This window comes from Streptomyces sp. CNH189 (assembly GCF_000527195.1).
In genome coordinates this window covers 432,751-455,647 of record NZ_AZUS01000001.1, presented here as the reverse complement: position 1 = coordinate 455,647, position 22,897 = coordinate 432,751, and the positions used below count along the sequence as shown (strand labels likewise).

At 71.9% G+C, this 22,897-nt stretch carries 22 protein-coding genes and 1 tRNA gene; 13 read left to right on the top strand and 10 right to left on the bottom strand.

The window, feature by feature from the left end:
- Positions 1-18 precede the first annotated feature (18 nt).
- Both B100_RS0102040 and B100_RS0102035 read left to right on the top strand, forming a co-directional pair.
- Positions 19-1,638: an MFS transporter gene (locus tag B100_RS0102040; protein ID WP_024882812.1), complete on the top strand. Its 1,620-nt coding sequence runs from the start codon at positions 19-21 to the stop codon at positions 1,636-1,638.
- A 134-nt stretch (positions 1,639-1,772) separates the two neighbouring features.
- Complete coding sequence (locus B100_RS0102035) at positions 1,773-2,081, top strand: hypothetical protein (protein ID WP_024882811.1); 309 nt, start codon at positions 1,773-1,775, stop codon at positions 2,079-2,081.
- A gap of 217 nt (positions 2,082-2,298) precedes the next feature.
- On the opposite strand, the gene aceE is transcribed toward B100_RS0102035, so the two are convergent.
- Entirely contained in the window at positions 2,299-5,046 is a 2,748-nt protein-coding gene (gene aceE, locus B100_RS0102030; RefSeq protein ID WP_024882810.1) for a pyruvate dehydrogenase (acetyl-transferring), homodimeric type, read from the bottom strand.
- A gap of 403 nt (positions 5,047-5,449) precedes the next feature.
- Between aceE and B100_RS0102025 the strand changes: the two genes are divergently transcribed.
- From B100_RS0102025 to B100_RS0102000, 6 genes are all read left to right on the top strand, one after another.
- The gene (locus B100_RS0102025; RefSeq protein WP_024882809.1) at positions 5,450-5,887 is read left to right on the top strand and encodes a DUF3052 domain-containing protein; all 438 of its coding nucleotides are present in this window, start codon (positions 5,450-5,452) and stop codon (positions 5,885-5,887) included.
- A gap of 118 nt (positions 5,888-6,005) precedes the next feature.
- On the top strand, positions 6,006-6,464 hold the full coding sequence (locus B100_RS0102020; protein WP_024882808.1) for a peroxiredoxin: 459 nt from the start codon (positions 6,006-6,008) through the stop codon (positions 6,462-6,464).
- Between the two features lie 112 nt (positions 6,465-6,576).
- Complete coding sequence (locus tag B100_RS0102015; RefSeq protein WP_024882807.1) at positions 6,577-7,152, top strand: TerD family protein; 576 nt, start codon at positions 6,577-6,579, stop codon at positions 7,150-7,152.
- 134 nt (positions 7,153-7,286) lie between these two features.
- Positions 7,287-7,862 carry a TerD family protein gene (locus B100_RS0102010; RefSeq protein ID WP_024882806.1) on the top strand — a complete coding sequence of 192 codons (576 nt, stop codon included), beginning with the start codon at positions 7,287-7,289 and terminating at the stop codon, positions 7,860-7,862.
- A gap of 48 nt (positions 7,863-7,910) precedes the next feature.
- Entirely contained in the window at positions 7,911-9,050 is a 1,140-nt protein-coding gene (locus B100_RS0102005; protein ID WP_024882805.1) for a DUF475 domain-containing protein, read from the top strand.
- Between the two features lie 134 nt (positions 9,051-9,184).
- Positions 9,185-9,922 (top strand): Tellurium resistance, encoded by a 738-nt coding sequence (locus B100_RS0102000; protein WP_024882804.1) that lies wholly within the window; start codon positions 9,185-9,187, stop codon positions 9,920-9,922.
- A 28-nt stretch (positions 9,923-9,950) separates the two neighbouring features.
- On the opposite strand, the gene B100_RS0101995 is transcribed toward B100_RS0102000, so the two are convergent.
- Positions 9,951-10,892, bottom strand: coding sequence for a TerD family protein (locus B100_RS0101995; RefSeq protein WP_024882803.1), 942 nt, complete (start codon positions 10,890-10,892; stop codon positions 9,951-9,953).
- A 173-nt stretch (positions 10,893-11,065) separates the two neighbouring features.
- Here B100_RS0101995 and B100_RS0101990 point away from each other — a divergent pair, with 173 nt between their 5' ends.
- The 3 genes from B100_RS0101990 to B100_RS0101980 are packed head-to-tail and all read left to right on the top strand — an operon-like array spanning position 11,066 to position 15,647.
- Positions 11,066-12,232 carry an HpcH/HpaI aldolase/citrate lyase family protein gene (locus B100_RS0101990; RefSeq protein ID WP_024882802.1) on the top strand — a complete coding sequence of 389 codons (1,167 nt, stop codon included), beginning with the start codon at positions 11,066-11,068 and terminating at the stop codon, positions 12,230-12,232.
- A gap of 32 nt (positions 12,233-12,264) precedes the next feature.
- Complete coding sequence (locus B100_RS0101985; RefSeq protein WP_051489914.1) at positions 12,265-14,838, top strand: phosphoribosyltransferase; 2,574 nt, start codon at positions 12,265-12,267, stop codon at positions 14,836-14,838.
- Entirely contained in the window at positions 14,838-15,647 is an 810-nt protein-coding gene (locus tag B100_RS0101980; protein WP_024882800.1) for a hypothetical protein, read from the top strand. The genes B100_RS0101985 and B100_RS0101980 overlap by 1 nt, the downstream gene beginning before the upstream one ends.
- A gap of 529 nt (positions 15,648-16,176) precedes the next feature.
- On the opposite strand, the gene B100_RS0101975 is transcribed toward B100_RS0101980, so the two are convergent.
- The 4 genes from B100_RS0101975 to B100_RS0101960 all read right to left on the bottom strand — a co-directional run bounded on the left by B100_RS0101975 (position 16,177) and on the right by B100_RS0101960 (position 19,522).
- Positions 16,177-16,908 (bottom strand): DedA family protein, encoded by a 732-nt coding sequence (locus B100_RS0101975; RefSeq protein ID WP_024882799.1) that lies wholly within the window; start codon positions 16,906-16,908, stop codon positions 16,177-16,179.
- 47 nt (positions 16,909-16,955) lie between these two features.
- Positions 16,956-17,177, bottom strand: coding sequence for an FmdB family zinc ribbon protein (locus B100_RS0101970; RefSeq protein ID WP_024882798.1), 222 nt, complete (start codon positions 17,175-17,177; stop codon positions 16,956-16,958).
- Between the two features lie 36 nt (positions 17,178-17,213).
- Positions 17,214-18,644 carry a hypothetical protein gene (locus B100_RS0101965; RefSeq protein ID WP_078540678.1) on the bottom strand — a complete coding sequence of 477 codons (1,431 nt, stop codon included), beginning with the start codon at positions 18,642-18,644 and terminating at the stop codon, positions 17,214-17,216.
- Between the two features lie 74 nt (positions 18,645-18,718).
- Positions 18,719-19,522 carry a DUF4097 family beta strand repeat-containing protein gene (locus B100_RS0101960; protein ID WP_024882796.1) on the bottom strand — a complete coding sequence of 268 codons (804 nt, stop codon included), beginning with the start codon at positions 19,520-19,522 and terminating at the stop codon, positions 18,719-18,721.
- Between the two features lie 209 nt (positions 19,523-19,731).
- Between B100_RS0101960 and B100_RS0101955 the strand changes: the two genes are divergently transcribed.
- Positions 19,732-19,803, top strand: a tRNA-Val gene (locus B100_RS0101955).
- Between the two features lie 116 nt (positions 19,804-19,919).
- On the opposite strand, the gene B100_RS0101950 is transcribed toward B100_RS0101955, so the two are convergent.
- Together B100_RS0101950 and B100_RS0101945 are read right to left on the bottom strand one after the other, a co-directional pair.
- A complete protein-coding gene (locus tag B100_RS0101950; protein ID WP_024882795.1) occupies positions 19,920-20,330 on the bottom strand; it encodes a PGPGW domain-containing protein in 411 nt (136 codons plus the stop codon).
- 109 nt (positions 20,331-20,439) lie between these two features.
- Positions 20,440-20,781 carry a hypothetical protein gene (locus B100_RS0101945; RefSeq protein ID WP_024882794.1) on the bottom strand — a complete coding sequence of 114 codons (342 nt, stop codon included), beginning with the start codon at positions 20,779-20,781 and terminating at the stop codon, positions 20,440-20,442.
- Between the two features lie 108 nt (positions 20,782-20,889).
- Here B100_RS0101945 and B100_RS0101940 point away from each other — a divergent pair, with 108 nt between their 5' ends.
- Complete coding sequence (locus tag B100_RS0101940) at positions 20,890-21,123, top strand: DUF2277 domain-containing protein (RefSeq protein WP_024882793.1); 234 nt, start codon at positions 20,890-20,892, stop codon at positions 21,121-21,123.
- 341 nt (positions 21,124-21,464) lie between these two features.
- Here the strand turns inward: B100_RS0101940 and B100_RS0101935 are convergent, their stop codons facing one another.
- Both B100_RS0101935 and B100_RS0101930 read right to left on the bottom strand, forming a co-directional pair.
- Positions 21,465-22,070 (bottom strand): VTT domain-containing protein, encoded by a 606-nt coding sequence (locus B100_RS0101935; protein WP_024882792.1) that lies wholly within the window; start codon positions 22,068-22,070, stop codon positions 21,465-21,467.
- 315 nt (positions 22,071-22,385) lie between these two features.
- Positions 22,386-22,838, bottom strand: coding sequence for a DoxX family protein (locus tag B100_RS0101930; RefSeq protein WP_024882791.1), 453 nt, complete (start codon positions 22,836-22,838; stop codon positions 22,386-22,388).
- Between the last annotated feature and the right edge of the window lie 59 nt (positions 22,839-22,897).

Sequence of the window (22,897 nt, the reverse complement as noted above, 5' to 3'; positions counted from 1 at the left end):
GTCACTAGCCTCGAACGTATGACTAGTCAGACCACCATCGACAAGGCGGGGCAGGGGGACGGACCCTCGGGCGCCCCGTCGGAGGCGACGCCGGGCAAGGGGCTGCGCGGGCACCCCTGGTTCACGCTGTTCACCGTTGCCGTGGGGGTCATGATGGTGGCCCTGGACGGCACCATCGTGGCCATCGCCAACCCCGCCATCGCCAGTGACCTCGGCGCCACCCTCGCCGACGTCCAGTGGATCACCAACGCGTACTTCCTCGCCCTCGCGGTGTCCCTGATCACCGCGGGCAAGCTCGGTGACCGCTTCGGGCACCGGCAGACCTTCCTCATCGGTGTCGTCGGCTTCGCCGCCGCCTCCGGCGCGATCGGCCTGTCCGACAGCATCACCCTGGTCATCGTCTTCCGTGTGCTCCAGGGTCTGTTCGGCGCGCTGCTGATGCCGGCCGCGCTCGGCCTGCTGCGGGCCACGTTCCCGGCCGAGAAGCTCAACATGGCCATCGGTATCTGGGGCATGGTCATCGGCGCCTCGACCGCCGGCGGCCCGATCCTCGGCGGCGTCCTCGTCGAGCACGTCAACTGGCAGTCGGTGTTCTTCATCAACGTGCCGGTCGGTGTCGTCGCCGTCGCGCTCGGCGCCTGGATCCTGCTCGACCACCGCGCGGAGAACGCGCCCCGCTCCTTCGACATCCCCGGCATCGTCCTGCTGTCCGGCGCGATGTTCTGCCTCGTGTGGGCCCTGATCAAGGCCCCCGAGTGGGGCTGGGGCGACGGCAGGACCTGGGGGTTCATCGCCGCCTCGGTGGTCGGCTTCGTCGCCTTCGCCTTCTGGGAGACCAGGGTGAAGGAGCCGCTGATCCCGCTGGCCCTCTTCCGCTCGGTCCCGCTGTCCGCGGGCGTCGTACTGATGGTGCTCATGGCCATCGCCTTCATGGGCGGCCTGTTCTTCGTCACCTTCTACCTGCAGAACGTGCACGGGCTGAGCCCGGTCGACGCCGGTCTGCACCTGCTCCCGCTCACCGGCATGATGATCGTCGGCTCCCCGCTCGCGGGCGTGATGATCACCAAGGTGGGACCGCGGATCCCGCTGGCCGGCGGCATGGCCTGCACCGCGCTCGCCATGTACGGCATCTCCACGCTGGAGAAGAGCACCGGCAGCCTCGCCATGTCCGTCTGGTTCGCCCTGCTCGGCCTCGGCCTCGCCCCCGTCATGGTCGGCGCCACCGAGGTCATCGTGGGCAACGCCCCGCTGGAGCTCTCCGGTGTCGCCGGCGGTCTGCAGCAGTCCGCGATGCAGGTCGGCGGCAGCCTCGGCACCGCCGTGCTGGGAGCCGTGATGGCCTCCAAGGTGGACGGCGACCTGCCGGGCAACTGGGACAAGGCCGGGCTCCCGCCGCTGGACCCGGAGCAGGCCGCCGCGGCCTCGCAGGCGGTCCAGGTCGGTGTGCCGCCGGTGGCCAAGGGCACCCCCGAGGCGATCGCCGCGAAGATCACCGACGTCGCCCACGACACCTTCATCTCCGGCATGAGCCTGGCGTCCCTGGTGGCCGCCGGGGTCGCCGCGGTCGCCGTCGCGGTGGCGCTGTTCACCAAGCGCGGCGAGAACGCGGAGGCGGGCGCGGGCGTCGGTCACATCTGACGGCCCGTGAGGACCGCCGGGGCGCGCCGCCGGAGGGGTGCGGCGCGCCTCGGCGGTCATCCGCCGTACACACAAGGGGAATTCAGGACGGAAGCGGGGGTACCCGCCATGTCAACCAACCCATCAGGGAGTTGATGATGGCGAGCTTCGGACAAGGTACGCGCAGGCACCCCCGCTCCAGTGGCCGGACGTGGTCACGGTCCGGGCCGGATCGCGCGACGCTCGGGATCATCGGAGCCATCTGCGCCGTCGCCGGTTTCTTCGTCCTGGGCATCGTGCTCGGCCCGGTGGCGATGGTGTGCGGCTGGCTCGCGATGGGGCGCAGCTGGGCGGGCTCCCGCTCGGTGCCGGCCCTGATCGCCCTGGTCCTCGGTGCCATCGACACGCTCCTGGCCGTCATCTGGCTGGCCGGGGCGGGCGCCATGGGCTCCGGCATGCTCTGACCCGGCGGGGCAGCATCGGTGAGGGGGCCTCCGGCGAACCAGCCGGAGGCCCCCTCACCGATGCTGCCGCCGCACGTGACACGCGTTGATGTTCCCCGCGCCTCCGGGCCGGCGGTGGGACGGTCCCCCAGGGGCGCGGGGAACCGCGCGATCGGCCCAGACGCACCCGCGGCCGCCCCACCGCCCCGGGTGGCGTCCCCCGCCCCCGCCGGAGGCGTTACGCGTCGCCGCCCGCCGCACCCGGGTCCGCGGCCGACACGTCCAGCAGCTGGTACCGGTCGATCGCCTGCTTCAGCACCGAGCGGTCGAGGTGCCCCTCACGGGCCAGCTCGGTCAGCACCGCCAGCACGATCGACTGCGCGTCGATGTGGAAGAACCGCCGGGCCGCCCCGCGGGTGTCCGCGAAGCCGAAGCCGTCCGCGCCCAGCGACTGGTACGTCCCCGGCACCCAGCGCGCGATCTGGTCCGGCACCGACCGCATCCAGTCCGACACCGCCACCACCGGACCCTGCGCCGAGGCCAGCTTGCGCGTCACGTACGGGGTGCGCTGCTCCTCCTCCGGGTGCAGCAGGTTGTGCCGCTCGCAGTCCACGGCCTCGCGCCGCAGCTCGTTCCAGGAGGTCGCCGACCAGACGTCCGCCTTGACGTTCCACTCCTCGGCGAGGATCCTCTGCGCCTCGACCGCCCACGGCATCACGACCCCGGACGCCAGGATCTGCGCCGGCAGCGAGCCCGCCGGGCCCTCGCTGAAGCGGTACAGGCCCTTGACGATGCCCTCGGCGTCCACGTTCGCCGGCTCCGCCGGGTGCTGGATCGGCTCGTTGTACACGGTGAGGTAGTAGAAGACGTCCTCGCCGTGCGGGTGTTCGGCGGAGGAGCCGTACATGCGGCGCAGCCCGTCCTGCACGATGTGCGCGATCTCGTAGCCGAACGCCGGGTCGTAGGCGACGCACGCCGGGTTGGTCGAGGCGAGCAGCTGCGAATGGCCGTCGGCGTGCTGCAGACCCTCACCGGTCAGCGTGGTCCGTCCCGCGGTGGCGCCGAGCACGAAGCCACGGGAGAGCTGGTCGGCCATCTGCCAGAACTGGTCGCCGGTGCGCTGGAAGCCGAACATCGAGTAGAAGACGTACACCGGGATGAGCGGCTCGCCGTGCGTGGCGTAGGCCGAGCCCGCCGCGATCAGCGAGGCGGTGCAGCCGGCCTCGGAGATGCCGTCGTGCAGCATCTGCCCGTTGGGCGCCTCCTTGTACGCGAGCAGCAGCTCCCGGTCCACGGACTCGTACTGCTGGCCGAGCGGGTTGTAGATCTTCGCGCTCGGGAAGAACGAGTCCATGCCGAACGTGCGGTACTCGTCCGGCGCGATCAGCACGAACCGCCGGCCGATCTCCTTGTCCCGCATGAGGTCCTTGAGGAGCCGGACGAAGGCCATGGTCGTCGCGATGGACTGCTGGCCGGAGCCCTTCTTCACGGTCGCGTACGTCTTGTCGTCCGGCAGGGCGAGCGGCCTGGACCGCACCACCCGCGTCGGCACGTACCCGCCGAGGGACCGGCGGCGGTCGTGCATGTACTGGATCTCCTCGGTGTCCGGCCCCGGGTGGTAGTAGGGCGGCGGACCGGACTCCAGGTCCCTGTCGGAGATCGGCAGGTGCAGCCGGTCCCGGAAGTGCTTCAGGTCGTCGACCGTCAGCTTCTTCATCTGGTGCGTGGCGTTACGGCCCTCGAAGTTCGGGCCGAGCGTCCAGCCCTTGATCGTCTTCGCCAGGATCACCGTCGGCTGGCCCTTGTGCTCCAGGGCCGCCTTGTACGCCGCGTAGATCTTGCGGTGGTCGTGGCCGCCGCGCCCCAGGTGCAGGATCTGGTCGTCGGTCATGCCCTCGACCATCGCGCGCAGCCGGTGATCGTCGCCGAAGAAGTGGTCGCGGATGTACGCGCCGGACTCGGTGGCGTACGTCTGGAACTGTCCGTCGGGCGTGGTGTTCATCTTGTTGACCAGCACGCCGTCGCGGTCCTGGGCCAGCAGCGGGTCCCAGGTGCGGTCCCAGACCAGCTTGATCACGTTCCAGCCGGCCCCCCGGAAGACCGACTCCAGCTCCTGGATGATCTTGCCGTTGCCGCGCACCGGGCCGTCGAGCCGCTGGAGGTTGCAGTTGACGACGAAGGTCAGGTTGTCCAGACCCTCCCGCGCGGCGATGGTCAGCTGGCCCAGCGACTCCGGCTCGTCCATCTCGCCGTCGCCGAGGAACGCCCACACGTGCGACTTCGAGGTGTCCGCGATGTCGCGCGCGTGCATGTAACGGTTCATCCGGGCCTGGTAGATGGCGCCGATCGGGCCGAGGCCCATCGACACCGTCGGGAACTCCCAGAAGTCCGGCATCGACCGCGGGTGCGGGTACGACGACAGGGCGTACGGCGCCTTCGACTTCTCCTGGCGGAAGCCGTCGAGATGCTGCTCGCTCAGCCGGTCCAGCAGGTACGCGCGGGCGTAGATGCCCGGCGAGGCGTGCCCCTGGAAGAAGACCTGGTCGCCGCCGTCGCCCTCGTCCTTGCCGCGGAAGAAGTGGTTGAAGCCCACGTCGTACAGCGAGGCGGAGGACGCGAACGTGGCGATGTGGCCGCCCACCCCGATGCCCGGGCGCTGGGCGCGCGAGACCATCACGGCCGCGTTCCAGCGGGTCGCGTTGAGGATCTTGCGTTCGATCTCCTCGTTGCCCGGGAAGAACGGCTCGGCCCGGGTGGGGATCGTGTTGACGTAGTCCGTGCTGCGCATCTCGGGCACGGCGACGCGCTTGGCGCGGGCCCGCTCGATCAGCCGCAGCATCAGATAACGGGCCCGCTCCCGGCCGCGCTCGTCGACCGCGGCGTCGAGGGAGTCGAGCCACTCCTGGGTTTCCTCGGGATCGAAGTCAGGAACCTGACTCGGGAGGCCGCCAATGATGATCGGGTTGCGATCGGATGCGGAAGCCACGCTGTTCCTTACCTGTCGGAGGGCCGTGAAAGGGCCGTCGTCTCGCTCGCCACGGCCCGGATTGCGCCGGTCCCATGCTCCACCCCTGGACCTCGGACGTCATCTCTACCGAGAGGTAATCCGAAGGTCCGGCCGGTACGGTGAGGCAAGGGGCGAGTACATTCGAGTCTCGTACCCACAGACGGTTCCCAAACGCCCAAACGGGGCACAAAGGTGTGGTGTCCATCACTGCGGGCGATGATGGTGTGCCTGAAGTTGCGGTGACCCGGCCAGGATCGTCACCGTTTCGGCGGTGCGCACGGCCGGGTACTTGCGCGATCGGTCCCGCCCGTGTGGACTACGGCCAATGCTTCGCGCACGCGCGTGGCTGAGACATTCCCAAGACATGATCAGGAGGCAACCCGTGAGCGCGACCGCGGACCACGCGGAGGAGCGGACGAACCCTGCCGGCAGGCTGGGGTTCCAGCCCGGGCAGGTGGTCCAGGAAATCGGCTACGACGACGACGTCGACCAGGAGCTCCGCGAGGCCATCGAGGGCGTCATCGAGAGCGACCTTGTCGACGAGGACTACGACGACGTGGCTGACGCCGTTGTGCTGTGGTTCCGCGACGACGACGGCGACCTGACGGATGCGCTGGTGGATGCCACCACGTACATCGAAGAGGGCGGCGCGATTCTGCTGCTCACGCCGAAGACCGGCCGGGACGGTTACGTCGAGCCGAGCGAGATCTCGGAGGCCGCCACCACGGCCGGCCTGACGGCGTCCAAGAGCGTCAGCGTCGGCAAGGACTGGAGCGGCAGCCGGCTGGCGACCCCCAAGGCGGCCAAGTCGAAGCGGTGAACCACCCCCGGACGGGCCGGCGGCGTCGTGCGTGGCACGCGTCGGCCCGTTCGCGGGACCGTCGTCTCCCCTGCGTAGGGTGGTCGCAGCGCACCACCGCGGAGGGACGAGGACGACGATGACGATCCCGGTCGGCGAGCAGGCTCCCGACTTCGAACTCAAGGACAACCACGGCGCCCCGGTGCGTCTGTCCGACTTCCGTGGGCAGAAGAACGTCGTGCTGCTCTTCTACCCGTTCGCGTTCACCGGTGTGTGCACCGGCGAGCTGGGCGAGATCCGCGACCGGCTGAAGGAGTTCGCCGAGCGTGACGCCGAGGTGCTCGCCGTCTCCAACGACTCCATGCACACCCTCCGCGTCTTCGGTGAGCAGGAGGATCTTCCCTTCCCGCTGCTCAGCGACTTCTGGCCGCACGGCAACGTCTCCCGCGCCTACGGCGTCCTCGACGAGGACAAGGGATGCGCGGTACGGAAGACCTTCGTGATCGACAAGGAGGGTGTCGTACGCCGGACCGTGAGCAGCGGTATGGCGGACGCCCGTGACCCGGACGAGTACCTCGCGGCGCTCGACGCGCTGTGATCGTTCGCCGCCAGGGACTGCGGCCCCGGGGAACCCGTCACTAGGATCGACTCGTTGATCCGACATCCAAGCACAACGGGGCATCCCGCCCCTGGACACCAAGGGAGGACTCGTGGGAGTCAGCCTCAGCAAGGGCGGCAACGTATCGCTGAGCAAGGAGGCGCCGGGCCTGACCGCGGTCATCGTCGGACTGGGGTGGGACGTCCGCACCACGACCGGCACCGACTTCGACCTCGACGCCAGTGCCCTGTTGCTGAACAACTCGGGCAAGGTCGGCAACGACGCCAACTTCGTCTTCTTCAACAACCTCAAGAGCCCCGACGGATCCGTCGAGCACACCGGTGACAACCTCACCGGTGAGGGCGAGGGCGACGACGAGCAGATCAAGGTCAACCTGGCCGGTGTCCCGGCGGACATCGAGAAGATCGTCTTCCCGGTGTCCATCTACGACGCCGAGAACCGCCAGCAGTCCTTCGGCCAGGTGCGCAACGCGTTCATCCGCGTCGTCAACCAGGCCGGCGGCGCCGAGATCGCCCGTTACGACCTGTCGGAGGACGCCTCGACCGAGACCGCCATGGTCTTCGGCGAGCTGTACCGGCACGGCGCGGAGTGGAAGTTCCGCGCCATCGGCCAGGGGTACGCCTCCGGTCTGCGCGGCATCGCGCAGGACTTCGGTGTGAACGTCTGAGACGCGCACCCCCCGGGCAGCTACGCCCGGGCGGCCGTCCCGCACGGCCACATCGCCCGGCGCCGCACGGTTTACGTGCGGCGCCGGACGTGCAGGACCACCTGAGAAACACCACCCGGAGGGGGACCAGCATCATGGGCGTCACGCTTGCCAAAGGGGGCAACGTCTCCTTGTCCAAGGCCGCACCCAACCTCACGCAGGTGATGGTCGGGCTCGGCTGGGACGCGCGCTCCACCACGGGAGCCGACTTCGACCTCGACGCCAGCGCGCTGATGTGCAGCGGCGGCCGGGTCATGGGGGACGAGTGGTTCATCTTCTACAACCAGCTCAAGAGCCCGGAGGGCTCGGTGGAGCACACCGGCGACAACCTCACCGGTGAGGGTGAAGGTGACGACGAGTCCCTGCTGATCGACCTGTCCAAGGTGCCGGCCCAGTGCGACAAGATCGTCTTCCCGGTCTCCATCCACATGGCCGACGAGCGCGGCCAGACGTTCGGCCAGGTCAGCAACGCCTTCATCCGCGTGGTGAACCAGGCGGACGGCCAGGAACTCGCCCGGTACGACCTGAGCGAGGACGCCTCCACCGAGACAGCGATGATCTTCGGTGAGCTCTACCGCTACCAGGGCGAGTGGAAGTTCCGTGCAGTAGGGCAGGGGTACGCGTCAGGCCTGCGCGGCATCGCTCTAGACTTCGGGGTCAACGTTTCGTAAAGCCGCCACGGCGGCGGGGGAGACCCGTACACACACATGGGGTAGCCAGTGGTTCTGAAAACCTTCGGCTGGTCGTTCGCGGTCACCGCGCTCGGCCTGGTCGCAGCGGTCCTCTTCGGGGGGTGGACCGCCTTCGGCATCGTGGCGATCCTCTCGATCCTCGAGATCTCGCTGTCCTTCGACAACGCGGTGGTCAACGCCGGAATCCTGAAGAAGATGAATGCCTTCTGGCAGAAGATCTTCCTCACCATCGGCATCCTGATCGCCGTCTTCGGCATGCGACTGGTCTTCCCCGTCGTCATCGTCGCGGTCAGCGCACAGCTCGGTCCGATCGAGGCGGTCGACCTCGCGCTCAGCGACAAGGACCGTTACCAGGAGCTCGTCACCGACGCCCACCCGGCGATCGCCGCCTTCGGTGGCATGTTCCTCCTGATGATCTTCCTCGACTTCATCTTCGAGGACCGCGACATCAAGTGGCTGGCCTGGCTGGAGCGGCCGCTGGCCAAGCTCGGCAAGGTCGACATGCTGTCGGTCTGCATCGCGCTGATCATCCTGCTGATCTCCGCCATGACCTTCGCCGCCAACGCCCATCAGCACGGCGGCACGCACGTGGACAAGGCGGAGACGGTCCTGCTGGCCGGCATCGCCGGTCTGATCACCTACATGATCGTGGGCGGGCTCTCCGGCTACTTCGAGGACAAACTCGAAGAGGAGGAGGAGCAGGAACACGAGGAGGAGGAGAAGGCCGCACGCGAGGGCAAGCCCAAATCGGCGATCGCCCTGGCCGGCAAGGCCGCGTTCTTCATGTTCCTCTACCTCGAGGTGCTGGACGCGTCCTTCTCCTTCGACGGCGTGATCGGCGCCTTCGCCATCACCAACGACATCGTGCTGATGGCGCTCGGCCTCGGCATCGGCGCCATGTACGTCCGGTCGCTCACGGTCTACCTGGTCCGCCAGGGCACCCTGGACGACTACGTGTACCTGGAGCACGGCGCGCACTACGCCATCGGCGCCCTGGCGCTGATCCTGCTCGTCACCATCCAGTACCAGATCAACGAGATCATCACCGGTCTCGTCGGCGTCGTCCTGATCGGCGCCTCCTTCTGGTCCTCCGTGCGGCGCAACAAGCGCATCGCGGAGGCCGAGGCGCGGGCGGGCGACAAGACAGAGGTCGCGTCCGGGGTGTGACAGCCCTCCGGGTGAGGAACGCTCTCGACGGGGCGGCACCGAGGACCAGTCCTCGATGCCGCCCCGTCGGCCGTGCGGCGCCCCGGCGCCCCGCGGCCACCGGCGGGGGTTCGACGAGTGGACTTGGGGCGGGAATGAGCTTCCTGGACGGACTGTGGCGCGGGCGCGGGAACGCCTTCGACTCCGGCAACGCGGCCACCAACGCCATCGAGCTGACCAAACGGCACGGCCACGTGTCCTTGACCAAGCAGGGCGCGGCCACCGGCCATCTGCGGATCAACCTCAGCTGGCGGATGCGCACCTCCGACTTCGGCGGCCCGCAGCGCGAGAGCCTGCTGCGCCACCCGTTCAAGGCGCTCAAGCCGCCGGAGGTCGTCGGGCACAGCCAGTCCATGGTCAACGTGGACCTCGACCTCGGCTGCCTGTACGAACTCCAGGACGGCACCAAGGGCGTGGTGCAGCCCCTCGGCGGATTCCTCGGCGACGTCAACGACCCGCCGTACGTGAAGCTGAGCGGTGACGACCGGTTCGGCTCCGCCTCCGGCGAGACCATGTACGTCAACCTGGACCAGCGGGAGAACATCAAGCGCCTGCTGATCTTCGCCTACATCTACGACCAGACGCCGGCCTTCGACCGTACCCAGGCCGTGGTCACGCTCTACCCGAGCAACGGCCCGCGGATCGAGATCTCCCTCGACGAACGCCACCCGCAGGCCCGCTCCTGCGCGGTGGTGATGATCGAGAACGTCAAGAACGAGATCCTCGTCCACCGCGAGGTGCGGTTCGTCTACGGCTTCCAGGCGGAGCTGGACCGGCTCTACGGCTGGGGCCTGCAGTGGGGCAGGGGTTACAAGACGAAGGCCGACCGCTGAAGCGCGGCCGGCCCGGGAGCTGTCCCGTCTAGCGTCCGATGAACTGCGGCCCCTGCGGCGGCAGCCGGAAGTCCGGGTCGGGCGCGCCCGTGGCCGGCGGCGGGAAGCCGTACCGGTCCTGCCCCGCCTGGGCCGCCGCCGTGGCGGGCGCGGGCGCCGGATAGCCGTACGCGGGCGGGCTCGTCGGGTGCGGGTAGCCGTAGGCGGGCTGCGCGGCCGGGGGCTGCTGCGGGGGATAGCCGTACGCGGGCTGCGTGGGTACCCCCGCGGGCGGCTGCTCGGGCGGCAGCGGGCGGGACACGTCCGGGGCCGCCGGCACCACCGGGGCCTGCGGCTGGGTCAGCGCGTCGGGCGAGACGCCCTCGGGGGCCTGAGCGAGCGGCTCCGGCGTGGCCGGGCGGTCCGCGTCAGGTCCCTCGGCGGCCTCCGACTCGTCCACCGAGATGCCGAAGTCGGTCGCCAGGCCCTTCAGCCCGTTGGAGTAGCCCTCGCCGAGTGCCCGGAACTTCCAGCCCTCCCCGCGCCGGTACAGCTCACCGCAGATGAGCGCGGTCTCCCGGCCCGTCTCCGGCTTGACGTCGAAGGACGCCAGCGCCTCGCCGTCGGACGTCTGCGCGTCGTACAGCAGGATGCGCAAGTCCCGCACGCGGTCGAAGGTGACCCCGTCCGCCGACGCGACGAGGAGGATCCGGCCGACACCCGACTCGACACCGGCCAGGTCTGTCTGGATCGTGTCGGTCAGGCCCTCGGTGACCCGCTTCTTGCCGAGCCGCCACACCTTCCCGGACGGGTGCCGGGGCTGGTTGTAGAAAACGAAGTCCTCGTCGGAGCGCACACGGCCGTCGAGACCGAGGAGCAGCGCGGAGGCGTCCACGTCCGGCACCCCCTGCCCGGGCGACCAGCGCAGCACGGCGCGTACCGTGGTGGCCTCGAGAGGAACGTTCGACCCCTTCAGCATCGCGTGCGTCATGCGGTCATCCTGCCTTCTCCGTCCTGGTCACGACAATGCGGGGGGTTGGCTCCGTCACCACGGGGTTACCTGAAGTTCATGCCCGGCGGGAACCGCCGACACGGACTTCTACGTACTATTACCGGCCACCTTTCGGCACATCACAGCGTCCACCACAGCCACGGGGGAGTTCAATGCGTCATTTCGGGCACATCGCCCCTGCGGTGAGGAAACGTCTCTTCTACCGGGAGCCCTGCTCCTTCACCGCCGACTCACCGGCCAGGGTGCTGTCCGCCGCGCTCGGCGCCACCCTCTACAGCCCCGCCACCCGGTCCCGGCTCGCCGACGACGTCGTCAAGCAGGGCGCCCGTGGCGTGGTCTCCATGGTGCTCTGCCTGGAGGACTCCATCAGCGACGCCGACGTCGTCGCCGGCGAGGAGAACCTGGTCCGCCAGCTCACCGACCTGGCCGGACGGCCCGGGGCGGACCTGCCCCTGCTGTTCATCCGGGTCCGGGCCCCCGAGCAGATCCCCGACCTGGTCCGCCGCCTCGGCCCCGCGGTCTCGCTGCTGTCCGGATTCGTGCTGCCGAAGTTCACCGCCGAGCGCGGACTGCCGTTCCTGGAGGCACTCACCGCCGCCGAGTCCGCGAGCGGCCGCCGGCTGTTCGCCATGCCGGTGCTGGAGTCGCCCGAGCTGCTCTACCGCGAGAGCCGCGTGGAGACGCTGGAGGGCATCTTCGGCGCCGTCGACAAGTACCGCGACCGCGTGCTCGCCCTGCGCCTGGGCGTCACCGACTTCTGCTCCTCCTACGGGCTGCGCCGGGGCCCCGACATGACGGCGTACGACATCCAGGTCGTCGCCTCGGTGATCTCCGACGTGGTGAACATGCTGGCCCGGGCCGACGGCACCGGGTTCACCGTGACCGGTCCCGTCTGGGAGTACTTCCGGGTCCAGGAGCGCATGTTCAAGCCACAACTGCGGCAGAGCCCCTTCCTGGAGGTGCAGGCCACGGCGCTGCGCGAGACGCTGATCGAACACGCCATGGACGGCCTGCTGCGCGAGATCGCCCTCGACCGGGCCAACGGGCTGCTCGGCAAGACCTGCATCCACCCGTCCCACGTGCTGCCCGTGCACGCGCTGTCCGTCGTCAGTCACGAGGAGTACAGCGACGCCCAGGACATCCTGCGGCCGGAACGCGGCGGCGGGGGTGTACTCAGGTCCGCGTACACCAACAAGATGAACGAGGTGAAGCCGCACCGCGCCTGGGCGGAGCGGACCATGCTGCGCGCCGAGGTCTTCGGCGTCGCCAACGAGGACATCGGCTTCGTGGAACTGCTCGCGGCGGGTCTGGCGGAGTGACCGAGAGGGAGAACAAGGCTGTGAACGAGGGGATGCGCCGGCCGGCGCGTCACGACACCCCGGCCGGTGCGGACACCTGGTCCGGCACCTGGGTCGCCGAGCGGCTCGGCGTCGAGCTGACCGGCGACGAGCGGCTGCCCGGCCTGCTGGGGCTGGCGCTGCGCCGCAACCCCAAGCGGGCCCACCTGCTGGTGTCCAACGTCCTCGGCAAGCACGTCCCCCAGGCTCCGTCCGTGGTCCACGGGCACGGCGTCGAGCTCGGCCGCCGGGTGCGGGAGCTGCTGGGCGAGGAGGCGGCCGGGCGGGCCGTCGTGCTCGGGTACGCCGAGACCGCGACCGGTCTCGGCCACTCCGTCGCCGACGGCCTGGGCACCGCCCCCTACCTGCACTCCACGCGCCGGCCGGTCGCCGGCGTCGCCACCGCCGGCGGCTTCGAGGAGTCGCACTCGCACGCCACCTCCCACCTGCTGCTGCCGGAGGATCCGGCGCTGCTGGCGGGGGACGGGCCGCTGGTGCTGGTGGACGACGAGTTCTCGACGGGGAACACGGTGCTGAACACCGTGCGCGCTCTGCACGCGCGGTATCCGCGGGGGAGGTACGTCGTCGTCGCGCTGGTCGACATGCGGTCGGCGGCGGACGCCGGGCGGCTGGAGGAGTTCGGCCGGGAGATCGGGGCGCGGATCGATCTGGTGACGGTCGCGTCGGGGACGGTGCGGCTGCCTGACGGCGTCCTGGAGAAGGGGCAGGCGCTGGTCGCGGAACATGAGACGGCCGCGGCGCCGTCGGGGTCGAGCGCGCAGTTCCCCGCGCCCCCTCCAGGCGCCTCGGCGACAGCACCCTCAGGGGCGCGGGGAAGTGCGCGACCGGCCCCCACCGGGCCGCAGTCGCCGTCCGACCGCGTCACCCGAGTCGACCTCCGCTGGCCGACGCGTCTGCCTGACGGCGGTCGACACGGATTCACCCCAGCCCACCGCACCGCACTCGAGAACGCCCTCCCCGCCATGGCGGCCCGAATATCCGCCGCCCTCCCCGAAGAAACGCACCGCGTGCTCGTCCTCGGCTTCGAGGAACTCATGTACGCCCCCCTGCGCCTCGCCACCGAGCTGGAGCGCACCACCGGCGCCGAGGTGCGCTACTCCACCACCACCCGCTCACCCGTCCTCGCGGTCGACGACCCCGGCTACGCCATCCGCACCCGTCTGGTCTTCCCCGCCCACGACGACCCCGCCGACGGCCCCGGCGAGCGCTACGCCTACAACGTCGCCGGCGCCGGTTTCGACGCCGTCGTCGCCGTCGTCGACTCGGCCGCCGACACCCCCGCGCTGCACGCGCCCGACGGCCTGCTCGCCCGGCTCGCCGAACACACCCCGCGGGTCCTCCTCGCGGTCGTACCGTCGTACGTGCCCGCCGCGCCCGCCGCCCAGGACGCCCCCGAAAGGCCCGCCACCATGCTGCCCGAGCCCCTCCGAGGCCCCGCCTTCTCCTCGTACGCGCCCGAGGAGGTCGGCTGGCTGCTCCAGGACCTCTCGGACGTGACGCTGGAGGCGCCGACCGAGGAGCGCGAGGAAGCGATCCAGAGCGGCGGCGCCCACTACGCCGAGTCGCTGCCGGTGGAGTACCAGCCTAGCGAGCAGTACCAGCAGCTCTTCCACAGCGCCCTGGAGGCGTCGGCGGCCCGGCTGGCGCACGCCGTCGGCGTGGTCACCGAGACCGTCCTCGCCGAGCGCACCCCCCGCCCGGTCCTGGTGTCGCTGGCCCGCGCCGGCACCCCGGTGGGCATCCTGATGCGCCGCTGGGCGCAGCACCGGCACGGCCTCGACCTGCCGCACTACGCCGTGTCCATCGTGCGCGGCCGCGGCATCGACGCCAACGCCCTGCGCTGGCTGGCCGCCCACCACGACCCGCGCGACGTGGTGTTCGTCGACGGCTGGACCGGCAAGGGCGCCATCACGCGCGAACTCGCCCAGGCCGTCGAGGAGTTCGAGAAGGCCGAGGGCGTCACCGGCTTCGACCCGGAGATCGCGGTCCTCGCCGACCCCGGCTCCTGCGTCCGTACGTACGGCACCCGTGAGGACTACCTGATCCCGTCCGCGTGCCTCAACTCCACGGTGTCCGGCCTGATCTCGCGCACCGTGCTGCGCGCCGACCTGGTCGGTCCCGACGACTACCACGGCGCCAAGTACTACCGTGAACTCGCCGGCGCGGACCTGTCGGTGGCCTTCCTGGACGCCGTCGCCGCCCGCTTCGACGAGGTCACCGAGGCCGCCTGCGCAGAGGCCAAGGAGCTGCTCGCCGCCGACCGCACGCCCACCTGGGAGGGCTGGGCAGCGGTGGAGCGCATCAGCGAGGAGTACGGCATCCACGACGTGAACCTCGTCAAGCCCGGCGTCGGCGAGACCACCCGGGTGCTGCTGCGCCGGGTGCCGTGGAAGGTGCTGGCCCGTGCCGGGGCCGGGAGCGACCTCGACCACGTCCGGCTGCTCGCCGAGCAGCGGGGCGTCCCCGTCGAGGAGGTCGCCGACCTGCCGTACACCTGCGTCGGCCTGATCCACCCCCGCTACACCCGGGGCGCGACCGGCGCCGACGGCACGGCGGTGAGCCGCTGATGCCCGTCATCGTCGCCAGCGACCTCGACCGCACCCTCATCTACTCCGCCGCCGCCCTCGCCCTGACCATGCCCGACGCGCGGGCGCCCAGGCTGCTGTGCGTGGAGGTCCACGAGAGCCGGCCCCTCTCCTACCTGACGGAGACCGCCGCCCAGCTCCTCACCGAGCTGGGTGACGAGGCCCTGTTCGTCCCCACCACGACCCGCACCCGCAAGCAGTACCAGCGCATCAACCTGCCCGGCCCCGCCCCGACGTACGCGATCTGCGCCAACGGCGGGCACCTGCTCGTCGACGGCGTCTCCGACCCCGACTGGCACGCGCGGGTCCAGGCGCGGCTGGCCGACGAGTGCGCCCCGCTGGCCGAGGTGCAGGAGCATCTGCTGCGCACCGCCGACCCCGTGTGGGTGCGCAAGCACCGGACCGCCGAGGACCTCTTCGCCTACCTCGTCGTCGAGCGCGAGCTGCTGCGCGAGGAGTGGGTGAAGGAACTCGGCGAGTGGGCGGAGAACCGCGGCTGGACGGTGTCTCTCCAGGGCCGCAAGATCTACGCCGTGCCGAAGCCGCTCACCAAGAGCGCGGCCATGCGGGAGGTCGCCCGGCGCACCGGCGCGGATCTCACCCTCGCCGCGGGCGACTCCCTCCTCGACGCGGACCTGCTGCTCGCCGCCGACCTGGGCTGGCGACCCGGCCACGGCGAACTCGCCGAGGCCGACTGGACGGCCCCCGGAATCCGCTCCCTGCCCGAGCGGGGCGTCGCGGCGGGCGAACGCATCCTCCGCGAACTCCTCCGCACCATCCGCTCCCGCTGACCCCGTCCCGCCTTGCGGCGGTGCGGGCACCGTGGGGCGCCGGCTCGGCGCGCCGCCTCCGCCGTCCGGCTGGACGACAGAGGCGTTCGCGGCGAAGCGGAGACGGTCGCGCGGTGGCGCGGCGCCGAAGGGGGCCCGCACCGGTGTTCGGGGGCCGTCCGGTGCGCGTGGCGGCAGAAGCCACGCGGTGGGGGAGTCCCTCCAGGTACGCCGGTGTCCCGGTGGGCGCACCGGTGCGCGTGGCGACGGCGACCGTCCGGTGCGGGCGCGTGCCCGTGGGACGCAGGCGTGCGGGTGGCTCACCGGTGCGTGCGGCTGTGGAAGCCGTGTGGTGTGGCGTGTCCTGGGGTTTCCTGGTGCCGCGGTGCCGCGGTGCCGCGGTGCCGCGGTGCCGCGGTGCTGCGGTGCTGCCGGGGCTGCGGTGCTGCGGTGCTGCCGGGGCTGCGGTGGTGCCGGGGTAGCGTTCAGGCGCGTGGTGACGGTGTCGGTGGTCGCGCCGACGTGGGCGGGAGGGCCGGGGCCGGTCCCGTCAGTCGGGGCGGCGCAGGGTGAGGGTGTCCGTGGGGGAGGGGCCGGGAGGGGTGTCATCGGGCCCGGCGGCCGCGTCGGCCTTGGCGGTGCGGGCGCGGCGGAGGCGCAGGATCACGAAGGTCACGAGGGCCAGGGCGGCAGCCGCCAGCACCACCTTGGAGTAGGCCGAGACGACGGACGTGACTTCGGTCCAGTTGTCGCCGAGCGCCCAGCCCGCCAGCACGAACGCCGTGTTCCAGATCGCGCTGCCCAGCGTGGTCAGGCCCAGGAACAGCGGCAGCGGCATCCGCTCCACCCCGGCCGGCACCGAGACGAGACTGCGGAAGACCGGGATCATCCGGCCGAAGAACACCGCCTTCGGTCCGTGCCGCAGGAACCACGCCTCCGTCTTCTCGACGTCCCCGGCCTTCACCAGCGGCAGCCGCCCCGCCAGCGCCAGCGTCCGCTCCCGGCCGAGCAGCGCGCCCACCCCGTACAGCGCGAGCGCGCCGACCACCGAGCCGGCGGTGGTCCACAGCAGCACGGCGACGAGGCTCATCCGCCCGCTGCTCGCGGCGAACCCCGCGAGCGGCAGGATCACCTCGCTGGGGATGGGCGGGAAGAGGTTCTCCAGCGCGATGGCGAGCCCGGCCCCGGGGGCGCCGAGGGCGTCCATGAGGCCGTTGACCCACTGCGGTCCGCCGCCCGTGTCCGCGGCGGATGTGATCCCGTATGCTGCGCCGGCTGTCATGCCCCCACGCTAGGAAGACCAAGCTGAAGGGGACCTGAGGACGGAGGTCAGCCGCAGCAGCCCCCACCGCAGCAGCCGCCGCCCCCGCCGCCCGCGCCGGGCGCCGGGGCCGCCGCGGACGCGGTGCCGCCCACGGCCACCGTGGACAGCAGTTTCACCGTGTCGTCGTGGCCCGCCGGGCAGGCCGCGGGGGCCGAGGACTCCGCCATCGGACGGCTCATTTCGAACGTGTCGCCGCAGGTGCGGCAGCGGTACTCGTAGCGAGGCATGGGCACAGGTTAACCGGACCGGCGGGAGCGGACCGGTCAGTTGGCGCCGGCCCCGCGCTCCTCCCGGATCCCGGCGACCACACGGCCCACGGTCTCCCGTACCGCCTCCGTCTCGGTGAGGAAGTGCCAGTAGTCGGGGTGGCGGCCCTCCAGCCCGGCGACGGCCCGCTCCAGCCGGGCCACGGCGTCGTCCAGCGGACGGGCGTGGCGCGGATCGGGGGTGTTGCGGCCGGCCATGGCGAGCCGCTGGGCGTCGCGGATGGCGAACCGGGTGCGCTCGATCTCCCGCTCCGGGTTCTTCTGCACGGCGTTCAGCCGCCGCAGCCGGTCGCCGGCGGCCGACACGGCCTCGTCGGTGGTGTTCAGCAGCGCCCGCGCGGTGGACAGCAGCGCGGTGGCGTCCGCCCAGCGCTGTTCGTCACGGGCCGCCCGGGCCTCGGCGAGCCGTTCCTCCGCCTGCCGGACGTTGCGCCCGGCCATCTCGGGCACGCCCTGGAGGTCCTGCCAGCAGGCGACGGTGAAGCGCCGGCGCAGCTCGCTCAGCACCGGCTCGACCTGCCCGGAACGGGTGGTGAGCGCCTCGGCGCGGGTGCGCAGGGACACCAGCCGGTGGTCGATCTCGGCGGCCCGTTCCGGCAGCCGCTCCGCCTCCACGCGGACCGCCTCGGCCTCGCGGGTGACGCGGGCCGCCCGGTCCAGGGTGCCGGGCACGCCGTGCTGTCCGGCGCCCTGGTTCAGCTTGGTCAGCTCCGGGGAGAGCGCGGCGAGCCGGGCCGCGAGGTCGTCGGCCTTGAGTCCGGAGCCGCGGGCGGTGTCGAGGGCCTGGGAGGCGGCGAGCAGCGCCTGCCGGGCGCGTTCCACGGCGGGCGCCAGCCGGGCCAGCTGGGTCTCGGCCTTGCCGAGCAGCGGGCCGAGCCCGTCCGCGAACCGGTCCAGGTCCTGCCTGACCCGGTCCAGCTCCTCCGTGGCGGCGGTCAGCTCGGTGCGGGCCCGGGAGGCCGTGGCGGCGTCCAGGTCGTCCCGGTCGAGGTCGTGGGCGTCGACGGCGGCGATGTAGTGGTGGCTGGCCTCGTCGATGCGGCGGCCGAGCGCCGCGAAGTCGTCGACGACCCGGCGGGCGGCGGGGGAGTCGTCGACGGCGGTGATCGTCTCGACGGAGATCCGCAGATCACGCTGGGCGGTGTCGAGTTCGTAGAAGGCGGCGGCCGCCGCGTCCTTGGCGGCCTGCGCCTCGGCGCGCTGGTTCTCCGCGCGTCCGCCGAACCAGCGGCGGGTGCCGCCGCCGGCGAACGCGGCGGGCAGCGTCAGCGCCGCGACCAGCGGCAGCGCCATGAGGGCGAGCGTGTCACGCAGCGGCTCCGCGGCCCGGCGTCGGCGCCGCCCCGGCGGCAGGGGGGACACGGTCCGGCGCGCGCGAGGCACGCGCGGCTCCGACGGCGAGTACGGCTGCGCTGGTGTCGCCGTCACATCCCTCTCCCGTACTGTCGTTCGCCCGGCCCGATGTCATTCTCCCACCGGTACAGGACGAACACACGGGCCCGTCAGTTCGCCGTGCGGACGGTGAGTGTGCCGTCGCCGGTGCGGGCGGTCACCTCGTGGGCGCTGGAGTCGTCGCGCGGCACGGACACGTCCTCGGCGCCGTCCCCGGTGGAGGTGTCCACCCGGTACGCGCCGCGGGGCAGTTCGATGGTCAGCGAACCGTCGCCGCTGCGGGACTCCACCCGGTCCGGTACGGCGCTGAGAGTGAGGTGCACCGAGCCGTCCCCGCTCTGCGTGCGCACGCTGCGGGAGGAGACCTCCGCGCGCACCGATCCGTCGCCGGTACGCAGCTCAAGGGGGCCGCTGGTGTCCGTGACCCGGACCGAGCCGTCCGTGGTGCGGATCTTCAGCGCGTCCTGGAAGCCCTCGGCGCGGACGCTGCCGTCCTTGTCCTCGACGGTGACGGCGACCCCGCGCGGCACCTCGATGCGGTGCTTGGCGGCGCAGTCGGCTACGAAGCCCGAGCACTTCTCGCGCAGCACCAGCCGGTCGCCCTCCATGGACCAGGTGACCTCCGGGCCCGAGCCGAGGGTGACGCTGCCCTGGAACCAGCGGGTGACCGCGATCTCGCCCGCCGGCTGCGCGTCCGAGGCGACGATCTCCAGCGCCGAGTCGTCGGAGTCGATGGTGAGGGTGGTGCCGGGCAGGGCGAAGGTGCGGTGGTCCGGCTCGGTGTCGTCGTCGGCCGACGCGCAGGCGGTCAGGGCCGCGCCGAGCACCACGACGGCACCGGCGAGCGCGAGGGCCCGCGCCCGCCGGGTGCCGGAGCTACGGGTGGTGCGGGCGGCGCGGGTGGTGGCGGTCATGACGGTCTCCCCCTGGAACGGACGGCTGGCCCTGCGGCGGTGTTCGGATGTCTTCGACCGTACGGAGCCGGGGGTCGCACGGGGATCCGGCCGACCGGCGGATATGGGGTGGGGATAACCCCAGGGTCCGGGGCCCGACGGGGTTTGCGGGACCGCGACCCCGGCCATGTAGGCTGTCCACTCGACCTGGGCGGTGCCGCCCGGGCCGGGGGTGCGTAGCTCAGGGGTAGAGCGCCTGCCTTACAAGCAGGATGTCGGCGGTTCGAAACCGTCCGCGCCCACACAGGCCAGAGGCCCCTCACCCACCCGGTGAGGGGCCTCTTTCCGGTCGTCCGGGAGGTTCTCATCAGACCGCGCGGACAGCCCGGCCCGGTGATCTCGTCAGCCGGTCCCGCGGTCAGCCGGTCCCGCGGACACCGGTGCGCGTCGTGCGGTAGCTGTACACCAGCAGGGCGATGAGGATGACAGCCGACAGGATGAGACCCGCGCCTGTCGGCCAGCCGCCGAAGGGCAGTTCGGGCATGACGCCCCAGAACAGACCCGCCGCGAGCAAGGCCGCCGCCACGAGGCAGGAGCCGGCGATCCGGACGGCAGAGGAGACACTCTCCCTGGCCGCGCTCATGGCGCGCCGGCGCACGGGGTCGACGAAGCGGGCCACGGTGGGGAACTGTTCGGCGAGGACCAGCAGCCCGGCGAGAATGAGCAGCAGTCCGGGGCCGGGCAGCACCAGCAGCGCGACGCCGACGAGCAGCAGCGCGCCCCCGGCCACGAGTGCGAACCCCCTGCGCAGGACGTTTCGGCTGCTCACCTCTGCCTCTCGTGGTCTCCGCATGTGACGCACGGCCGCTGGAACGATGGTCCACTTCCATGCTGCTGCCGGGATGCCCCACGTGCAATCCACTGGCCGTGCGCGGGAACTACGGCGAGTCCTCCGCGGCTTCGCGGGCGTGCTTCAGCGCGGAGCGGGCGTGCACGCGGTCGGTGCCGGTGAGTGCGGTCCAGTAGCGGTGGGTGCTGACGAACACCGCGAGTTCGTGCTCGCGGCGCCGCAGCTTCTCGACCTCGGCCTGCTCGTCCTCGGTCCAGCCGGGGGAGGCGGGGCGCTCGACCTTGCGCCAGCCGTTGTCGTCACTGAACCCGTCGAGGGGTTCGACCGACCAGGGGAGCCGCTTCAGCAGGGCCGACAGCTCGGCCCGGACCTGATGCAGTTCCTCCTGACCGGCACGGAGGTCACTCGGAAAGTCATAGGTCGCAGCCACACGACAATGATACGCCTGTTCGAATTTGGGTGGCGAGTTACTCAGGGGTCCTGGAGCGGGATTCACTCCTTCGTGGCCCCGGGCGGCCCGAGGCGCAAGACTGGGGGCATGTGCCGGAGTATCAAGACCCTGCGTCCGCCCGCGCTGCCCGAGGAGGCCACGGAGGAGGAGATCCGGGCCGCCGCCCTGCAGTACGTCAGGAAGGTGTCCGGGTTCCGGGCCCCGGCCGCCCACAACCGCGAGGTGTTCGACCGCGCGGTCGAGGCGATCGCCGAGGCCACGGCCGACCTCCTGGGCAACCTGGAGGTCCGGGGCGCCCCGGCCCGCCAAGCGGCGAGCTGAACCCCCGTCGGCGGGCCGACGGCACGCCGTCGACCCGTGGCGCCAGGGGGCGCGAGGCCCCCGGCGAGGGCCGTGAAGCCGGATGGTGCGTCTGCCGGTGACGCTCGCCGGACACTGGGTGGGCGGCCGTGTCGCCCGTTGCGGGCCTCGCCGTGATGTGGCGCCCCGCCGGCCTGGGGTGGCCGCGCGGGCTCCGCGACGCCTGCGGATCGCGCCGCGCACCCGCCGGGTGCGGGTCCCGGGCGGAATGGCCGGTCCCGGCGGGTGCTGAGTGCTGACGGCGGGCCGTTCGCGACGGTCGGCGGTCGCCCGACCTGCCCCCCGTGTCGGCCGCGCGTCGGTTACTGCGCCTGGGCCTGGGAGGGGCGCGGGCGGCGCATCAGGTAGGCGGCGCCGGCGCCCGCCGCGAAGAGCGCGCCGACGGAGACCGCCGTGGCCAGCCACGTGGCGCCGAGCCACTGGCCGCCGAAGTAGCCGAGGGCGACGCTGTAGCCCGCCCAGGACAGGCCCGCCAGGGCCGACCAGGGGAGGAAGTCGCGGGCGCGGTGGCGGGCGGCGCCGGCGCCGAGGGAGACCACCGAGCGGCCGGCCGGCGCGAACCGCGCGAGGACCACGAGGCCGCCGCCGCCCCGGGCGAGCGCCGCGCCGAGACGTTCCTGCGCGCTCCGCAGCCGGCGGGAGCGGGCGATGGCCCGGTCCAGGTGGGGGCCGCCGCGCCAGGCGAGGCGGTAGGCGACCAGGTCGCCGAGGACGGAGGCGGTGGCGGCGCACAGCGTCAGGATCAACATGTCGGGCACGTAGGCCGCGGTGCTCGCGGCCGCCGCCGTGGCCGCGGTGATCACCAGCACCCCGCTGGGCAACACCGGGAGGAACACGTCGAGCAGGACCGACAGGGCCACCACCGCGTAGATCCACGGGCTGCCGACCAGCGACCCGACACTCTCCACTCGCACTCCCCGTACGCCCCCGTGGGCCCGTGCCCCGCCGCGCTGTCGCGGGGGAAGCGGCAGGAGTGGCAGGAGAGGCCGATGACAGCCATACAGCGTACGCCCGGTAAGTGACAGAAAGGTCACGGGGGGTTCGTACGCCCGGCGCCGCCGGTTCCCGTTCCGGACACGAGGGCGCCCCCTGCCCGGTGTGCGGCAGGGGGCGACGTGTGCGACTCGGTGCGGGTGCCGTGGGGAGGCTCCGGCGGTCGTGCGGTCGTGCGGTCGTGCGGTCGTTGCGGTGAAGCGGTCAGGCGATCAGACGGTCAGGGCCGGTCACGCGGTCACCGGGGTCTGCTCCGCCGGCTGTCCCTCCTGCGCGGTGGAGCGCTTGGCGAGCAGGCGGTCGAGCCCGAAGGCCCCGGAGCCGGTGAAGACGAGCAGAAGCATGGCCCAGCAGTACATGGCCGCGCCCTCGCCGCGGTTCTGGATCGGCCAGAGGGCCTCGGGCTGGTGCACCTTGAAGTACGCGTACGCCATCGCGCCGGACGATATGAACGCGGCGGCGCGGGTGCCGAGGCCGAGCAGGACGAGCCCGCCGCCGACGAGTTCGATCAGGGCGGCGTACCAGCCCGGCCAGGTGCCGGTCTCGACGGTGCCGCCGTTGCCGTCCGTGCCGCCGAGCAGGCCGAGCAGGGACACGGCGCCGTGGCAGGCGAAGAGCAGTCCGACGACCATGCGGAACAGGCCCAGGGCGTAGGGCTGGGCGCTGGTGAGGCGTCCGTTCATGCGGGGGATCTCCTTCGGTCACGAACCGGCCCCCGGAAGAGGCCGGTCCTGGGGGCGGA

Bases quoted from the DNA above. Each gene is read 5' to 3' on its own strand.
- B100_RS0102040 (WP_024882812.1), top strand. From the start codon at position 19: ATGACTAGTCAGACCACCATCGACAAGGCGGGGCAGGGGGACGGACCC.
- B100_RS0102035 (WP_024882811.1), top strand. From the start codon at position 1,773: ATGATGGCGAGCTTCGGACAAGGTACGCGCAGGCACCCCCGCTCCAGT.
- B100_RS0102020 (WP_024882808.1), top strand. From the start codon at position 6,006: ATGACGATCCCGGTCGGCGAGCAGGCTCCCGACTTCGAACTCAAGGAC.
- B100_RS0102010 (WP_024882806.1), top strand. From the start codon at position 7,287: ATGGGCGTCACGCTTGCCAAAGGGGGCAACGTCTCCTTGTCCAAGGCC.
- B100_RS0102000 (WP_024882804.1), top strand. From the start codon at position 9,185: ATGAGCTTCCTGGACGGACTGTGGCGCGGGCGCGGGAACGCCTTCGAC.
- B100_RS0101995 (WP_024882803.1), bottom strand. From the start codon at position 10,892: ATGACGCACGCGATGCTGAAGGGGTCGAACGTTCCTCTCGAGGCCACC.
- B100_RS0101990 (WP_024882802.1), top strand. From the start codon at position 11,066: ATGCGTCATTTCGGGCACATCGCCCCTGCGGTGAGGAAACGTCTCTTC.
- B100_RS0101985 (WP_051489914.1), top strand. From the start codon at position 12,265: ATGCGCCGGCCGGCGCGTCACGACACCCCGGCCGGTGCGGACACCTGG.
- B100_RS0101980 (WP_024882800.1), top strand. From the start codon at position 14,838: ATGCCCGTCATCGTCGCCAGCGACCTCGACCGCACCCTCATCTACTCC.
- B100_RS0101975 (WP_024882799.1), bottom strand. From the start codon at position 16,908: ATGACAGCCGGCGCAGCATACGGGATCACATCCGCCGCGGACACGGGC.
- B100_RS0101970 (WP_024882798.1), bottom strand. From the start codon at position 17,177: ATGCCTCGCTACGAGTACCGCTGCCGCACCTGCGGCGACACGTTCGAA.
- B100_RS0101960 (WP_024882796.1), bottom strand. From the start codon at position 19,522: ATGACCGCCACCACCCGCGCCGCCCGCACCACCCGTAGCTCCGGCACC.
- B100_RS0101940 (WP_024882793.1), top strand. From the start codon at position 20,890: ATGTGCCGGAGTATCAAGACCCTGCGTCCGCCCGCGCTGCCCGAGGAG.
- B100_RS0101930 (WP_024882791.1), bottom strand. From the start codon at position 22,838: ATGAACGGACGCCTCACCAGCGCCCAGCCCTACGCCCTGGGCCTGTTC.